Here is a 5,566-nt window from a genome sequence, read left to right as displayed (position 1 = left end):
CGGCCGCGGCGCTGGTGCTGGCGCTGCGCGGCGGGGAAGCGGCGCGGCGCGGCGTGCCGGCGCTGCTGGCGGCGCTCTGGGCCTGGACGGGCGTTGCCTACCACTGGGTCTTCTTCGCCGCGATCAACCCGGCGGCGCGCATCGCAGGCGTGCTGTTCGTGGTGCAGGCCGCGCTGCTGCTGTGGCTCGGGACCTGGCGCGGCGCGATCGGCTTCGGGCGGCCACGACGCGCCGCCGACATGATCGTCGGGCTCGTGCTGATCGGCTATGCTGCCCTGCTCTACCCGCTGCTCGGCCGCTGGGCCGGGCATGTCTGGCCGGCCGCGCCGAGCTTCGGCGTGACGCCCTGCCCTCTGACCATGGTCAGCTTCGGCCTGCTGCTGCTGGCGCGCGGGCGGGTGCCGCCGGCGCTGCTGGCCGTGCCGGTCCTGTGGTCGCTCGTCGGCGGCTCCGCGGCCGTGCTGCTCGAGGTGCCGCAGGACTGGATGCTGCCCGTCGCCGGCGTGGCGGGCACGGCGCTGCTGCTGCGCCGCCGCGCCGACGCCCTGCCTAAGCCAGCCCCCTGAGCGCCGTCAGGAAGCGTTCCGCCGCGGTCTCTGGCGGCCAGGGCTCCCAGGGGGTGCCGCCGAACTCGGCAAGGAGGGGGTCGGCCTCCATCACGGCGGCACGGATGCCGAGCGTGGCCTTCACCTCGGCGCGCGACCAGCCGGCGACATGCACGGCCTCCGCCGCGGCCATGGCGACGTCGAGCTTCTTGTGCAGCTTCCGCTCCGCCTCGTCCCAGGGCGGCAGCGCGTAGCGCGCGGCCACCACGGCGGCCAGGCGCTGCTGCAGCCGCAGGAAGCCCTCGCCCAGGAAGGGCTTGAGGGGCGAGATGCAGTCGAAGTTGGTCAGCCCTTCCTCGGCGTCGTGCAGCAATTCGCGCCGCAGGGCATCGCGCGCTGCGCCGGGCCGTGCCGTCCGACGCAGCGCCAGCACCGCAAGCGAGTGCTGCGCGACGGAGAGCGGTGCAGGCCAGATGGAATGGCCGCCCCAGCGAAAGGTACGGGACAGGCCGATGGCCAGGTCCTCGTCGGTCCAGTCGAAGGGCGTCGGCGCCAGCAGGTCGAGCCGGCGGCCCGAAGGCAGCCGCACCCAGGCCCGCGCCGCCGCGCCCTCGCTGATCCGCGCCCCGCTCATCGGGGCTGGACCTAGGCCGGTTCGATGCGGCTTGGAAGCCTAGCCGCCGGCGATGCCGGCGATCACCTTGCCCGTGCCGCCGCAGGTCTGGCAGGCGCGCTCGCCCAGCCGGCCGCAGCCCTGGCAGTCCGGGCAGATGTCCTCCCCGGTGCCGGGCGTGCCCGGGGCCGCGACATCGCCCGGGATCGGCTTGGTCCCGCGCGAACGTCCGCCTTCCTCCTGCTTCCTCGCCATGCGACGCTCTCGCCTTGCAGGCCGGTCCAACCCGCGCGCGCGCCGCGACGTTGCATGATGGCAGCCCCGGCGCGTGGCGCGCGTTCACCCCCGGCACATGCAAGGGGAGGAACGCCATGTCCGACGACGACGCCGGCCGGCGCGGTGGCGCGCCGATTCCGCCGTCCTGGCCGATGGGACCGGCGGGCACCGCCTCGCCCGCGAACTGGCCCGCCGACTGGCCGGCGGGCTGGAGCGGGAGCTGGCCCGCCAACTGGAACGCCGCAACCTGGAACGACTGCCTGGCGGATCCGAACCGCCTGGCCGACAGCATCGCCGCCAACCCGATGCTGCGCGGGCTGGACCGCATGTGGAACGCCAACCCGTTCCGCCAGATCGTGCCGGTGGACTGGGCGGAGGTGGCCTGGGCGCTGCGCACCATCGGGCTGCGCCACCTGCAGCATCCCGGCCGCGCCTTCGCCGCCGCCGCCGCGCTGCAGGCCGATCTGTGGCGGGCCGCGTCGGACGTCTGGACCGAGACGGCGCGGCGCGTCTTCCTGGGCCCCGCGGAGCAGAACCCCGCCCCGGCCGACAAGCGCTTCGCCGCTGCGGCCTGGCAGGCCAACCCGGCCTACCGCATGCTGCGCGACGCCTACCTGCTGGCCTCGGACTGGCTGCTGCGCCACGCCGAGCAGGAGGAGATGGAGCCGCGCCAGCGCCAGCGCCTGATCTTCCACCTTCGCCAGTTCACCGACGCGACCAGCCCCGCGCTGCTCTTCGCCTCCAACCCCGCTGCGATCCAGCGCGCGCTGGAGACGGGCGGGGCGAGCCTGGTGGACGGCACGCGCAACCTGATGGAGGACCTGGCCGCCGGCCGGCTGTCCATGGTGGACGAGACGGCCTTCGCCCCCGGGCGCAACCTGGCGCTCTCGCCCGGCAAGGTCGTGCTGCGCAACGCGCTGTGCGAGCTGATCCAGTACGCGCCGACGACGCCGCAGGTGCACGCGAAGCCGCTGCTGATCCTGCCGCCCTGGATCAACAAGTACTACATCCTGGACCTGCAGCCGAAGAACAGCCTGATCCGCCACCTGGTGGCGCAGGGCTTCACGGTGTTCGTGGTGTCCTGGAAGAACCCCGACGCGGCCATGGAGGGGCTGGGCTTCGAGGACTACATGCGGCTCGGCGTGCTGGAGACCAGCGACGCTGCACGCGAGATCGCCGGCAGCAGGACGCTGAACGTGATGGGCTACTGCATCGGCGGCACGCTGCTGGCGATGACGCTGGCCTGGCTGGCGAAGAGGCAGGACAAGCGCTTCGACGCCGCGACCTTCATCGTCTCGCTGCAGGACTTCTCGCGCGTGGGCGACAGCGCGGTGTTCATGGGCGAGCCGGAGGTGGAGCTGATCGAGCAGCAGATGATGGCGCGCGGCTACCTGGATGCGCGCGAGATGTCGAACATGTTCAACCTGCTGCGCGCCAACGACCTGATCTGGTCGAACGTGGTGAACAACTACCTGCTGGGCCAGCGGCCGGCGGCCTTCGACCTGCTCTACTGGAATGCCGACGGCACGCGCATGACGCGCGCGGCGCATTCCTGGTACCTGCGGAACACCTATGTCGAGAACCGCCTGGTGCAGCCTGGCGGCGTCGAACTGGCCGGCGAGCGGCTGGACCTGAAGGACATCCGCATCCCGCTCTATGCGGTGGGCGCCGAGAAGGACCACATCGTGCCCTGGGACGCCGCCTGGCAGGTCACGCGGCTGGCCGGCGGCGAGGTGCGCTACGTGCTGGCCAATTCCGGCCACATCGCCGGCATCATCAATCCGCCCGGCGGCAAGGGGTACTACTTCGTCACGCCTGACGGCGCGGCGGCCACGACGCCCGAGGAGTGGAAGCAGGGCGCGCAGCGGCACGAGGGCTCCTGGTGGGGCGATTGGACCGGCTGGCTCGCCGCGCGGTCCGGCCCGAAGGGCAAGCCGCCGCCGCTGGGCAACCGGAAGCATCCGGCGCTGGTCGACGCGCCCGGGACCTATGTGCTGGAGAGGTGACGGCTTGCATTCCGGCGTGAACCGGGGCTCTGTTCTGGCCCTGTTCACGCCGGGCCGCGAATGAAGTTTCTGCACGCCGCCGACATCCATCTCGACAGCCCACTTGCCGGGCTGCAGGCGCAGCAGGGGTTGCCGGCCGGCCTGCTGCGACACTGCACGCGGCGTGCCTTGGCCGCGATGGTGGACCTGGCCATCGCCGAGGACGTCGCCTTCGTGGTGATCGCCGGCGACCTCTACGATGGCGACTGGAAGGATTTCTCCACAGGGCTCTTCGTCGCGGAGCAGATGCGCCGGCTCGCGCGGCCCTGCTTCGTGCTGCGCGGGAACCATGATGCGCGCTCCGTCATCACGAGGGAGCTGAGGCTGCCGCCGAATGTGCGGGAATTCTCCGTCCATGCCTGCCAGACGCACCGGCTCGACGAGCTCGGCGTGGCGCTGCACGGCCACTCCTTCCCGAACCGGGCGGTGCCGGAGGACCTCTCGGAGGGCTATCGCGACGCCGTCCCGGGCTTCCTGAACATCGGCGTGCTGCACACCTCCGCCGACGATCCCGGCGAGCACGAGACCTATGCGCCGTGCCACGCGGGCCGGCTGGCGCTGAAGGGCTACGAGTACTGGGCGCTCGGCCACATCCATGCGCGGCGCGTGCTGCACGAGCGGCCGTGGATCGTCTTCCCCGGCAACCTGCAGGGGCGCCACGCCAGGGAGACCGGCCCGAAGGGCTGCACGCTGGTCACCGTGCAGGACCGCGATATCGTCGCGGTGGAGCACCGCGCGGTGGACACGCTGCGCTGGGCGGCGCTGGAGGTGGACGCGACGGGCCTCGACATCGCGACGCTGACCGGGCGGGTGGACGAGGCGGTGCAGCGTGCCGTGGCCGACGCCGAGGGTCGCCCGCTGCTCGCACGCCTGGTCCTGCGCGGCGAGACGCCGCTGCACGCCGCGCTGATGGCCGATGCCGACCGCCTGGCCGCGGAGTGCCGCTCCGTCGCCGGCGAGGCGGGCGGCGAGCTCTGGATCGAGAAGGTGCAGCTGCGCACGCGCCCGCCGCGCGCCGAAGCCTCCGACCTGCTCGGGCCGCTGCATCAGGCGTTCCTGGCGGGGCTCGACGACCCGCTGCGCGTCGAGGCGCTGCTGGCGGAGATGCGCCAGCTGCGCGGCCGCCTGCCGGGCGCGGCGCAGGACGGGCTGGACCTGCCGGCGGATGCGGCGGCGATGGCGAGCCTGGCGGACGAGGCCTGGCAGCTTGCCGCCGCTGCCATCCTGGCCGAGGACCGGCTGTGAGGCTGCTGCGGCTCGACCTGCTGCGCTACGGCCACCTGGCCGATGTCAGCCTGGCCTTCCCGCGCGCGGCGCGGCTGCATGTCGTGCTGGGGCCGAACGAGGCGGGGAAGTCCACCGCCCTCGCGGCGATCGGCGACGCGCTGTTCGGCTTCGGCCACAAGACCGACTTCGCCTTCCTCTACGAGACGTCGCAGCTGCGCCTGGGCTTCGAGGTGGAGGGCGCGGACGGCACGAAGGAGACGTTCTTCCGCGTAAAGCGCCGGAAGGATGCGCTGCTCGACGCGGCGGAGCGGCCGGTGGCCGAGGCCGCGCTCGCCCGCCTGCTGGGCGGCGCAAAGCGCGAGCTGTTCCAGACCACCTACGGCCTGAACGGCGAGACGCTGCGCCAGGGCGCGCTTTCGCTGCTGGCCAGCGGCGGGGAGGCCGGCGAGGCGCTGCTGGCCGGCACCGGGCTGCAGAACCTGCGCGGCGCGCTGGAACGGCTGGACGAGCAGGCCAAGGCGCTCGCCGGCAGCCGCAAGCACAACCAGGCGCTGTCCGTCGCGCTGGAAGGCTGGAAGCGCGCCCGCGACGCGGCGGAGGACGCGGCGATACGTCCGCGCGACTGGGCCGAGGCGCGGGCGGAGCTGGAGGCCGTGCGCAAGGCGCTTGACGCGGCGCACGCCGAAGCGGCCGCGCTGCGGCAGGAGGAATCGCGCCTCCGCCGGGCACGGCTGGTGCGGCCGATCCTCGCCCGACTCGACACGCAGCGGCAGGACCTTGCCGAGCTCGGCGCGGTGCCGCCGCTGCCGCCCGATGCCGCGGCGACGCTCGATCGCCTGCGCGCGGAGCTGCGCCAGGCG

General features: G+C 73.3%; 6 protein-coding genes. 4 read left to right on the top strand and 2 right to left on the bottom strand.

What is annotated here, in order from left to right:
• Positions 1–566 (top strand): DUF6064 family protein (locus OZN99_RS24125; protein WP_270937796.1); only part of this gene is annotated, 566 nt, incomplete at its 5' end.
• Here OZN99_RS24125 and OZN99_RS24120 read toward each other — a convergent pair.
• Together OZN99_RS24120 and OZN99_RS24115 are read right to left on the bottom strand one after the other, a co-directional pair.
• Positions 550–1,179 (bottom strand): HD family hydrolase, encoded by a 630-nt coding sequence (locus OZN99_RS24120; protein WP_270937795.1) that lies wholly within the window; start codon positions 1,177–1,179, stop codon positions 550–552. The two genes, OZN99_RS24125 and OZN99_RS24120, sit on opposite strands and share 17 nt — an antisense overlap.
• A gap of 39 nt (positions 1,180–1,218) precedes the next feature.
• Positions 1,219–1,413 carry a hypothetical protein gene (locus OZN99_RS24115; RefSeq protein WP_270937794.1) on the bottom strand — a complete coding sequence of 65 codons (195 nt, stop codon included), beginning with the start codon at positions 1,411–1,413 and terminating at the stop codon, positions 1,219–1,221.
• Positions 1,414–1,529: 116 nt separating this feature from the next.
• Here OZN99_RS24115 and OZN99_RS24110 point away from each other — a divergent pair, with 116 nt between their 5' ends.
• From OZN99_RS24110 to OZN99_RS24100, 3 genes are all read left to right on the top strand, one after another.
• Positions 1,530–3,440, top strand: a complete 1,911-nt coding sequence (locus tag OZN99_RS24110) for a PHA/PHB synthase family protein (RefSeq protein WP_270937793.1) — start codon at positions 1,530–1,532, stop codon at positions 3,438–3,440.
• Positions 3,441–3,500: 60 nt separating this feature from the next.
• A complete protein-coding gene (locus OZN99_RS24105) occupies positions 3,501–4,724 on the top strand; it encodes a metallophosphoesterase family protein (RefSeq protein ID WP_270937792.1) in 1,224 nt (407 codons plus the stop codon).
• Positions 4,721–5,566, top strand: an 846-nt coding sequence (locus tag OZN99_RS24100) for an AAA family ATPase (protein WP_270937791.1), incomplete at its 3' end; no start/stop codon positions are given. The genes OZN99_RS24105 and OZN99_RS24100, both read left to right, overlap by 4 nt.

The sequence above is a fragment of the Falsiroseomonas oryzae genome (assembly GCF_027856955.1).
Taxonomy (GTDB): domain Bacteria; phylum Pseudomonadota; class Alphaproteobacteria; order Acetobacterales; family Acetobacteraceae; genus Falsiroseomonas; species Falsiroseomonas oryzae.
This window is presented reverse-complemented; position numbering and strand designations above follow the sequence as displayed.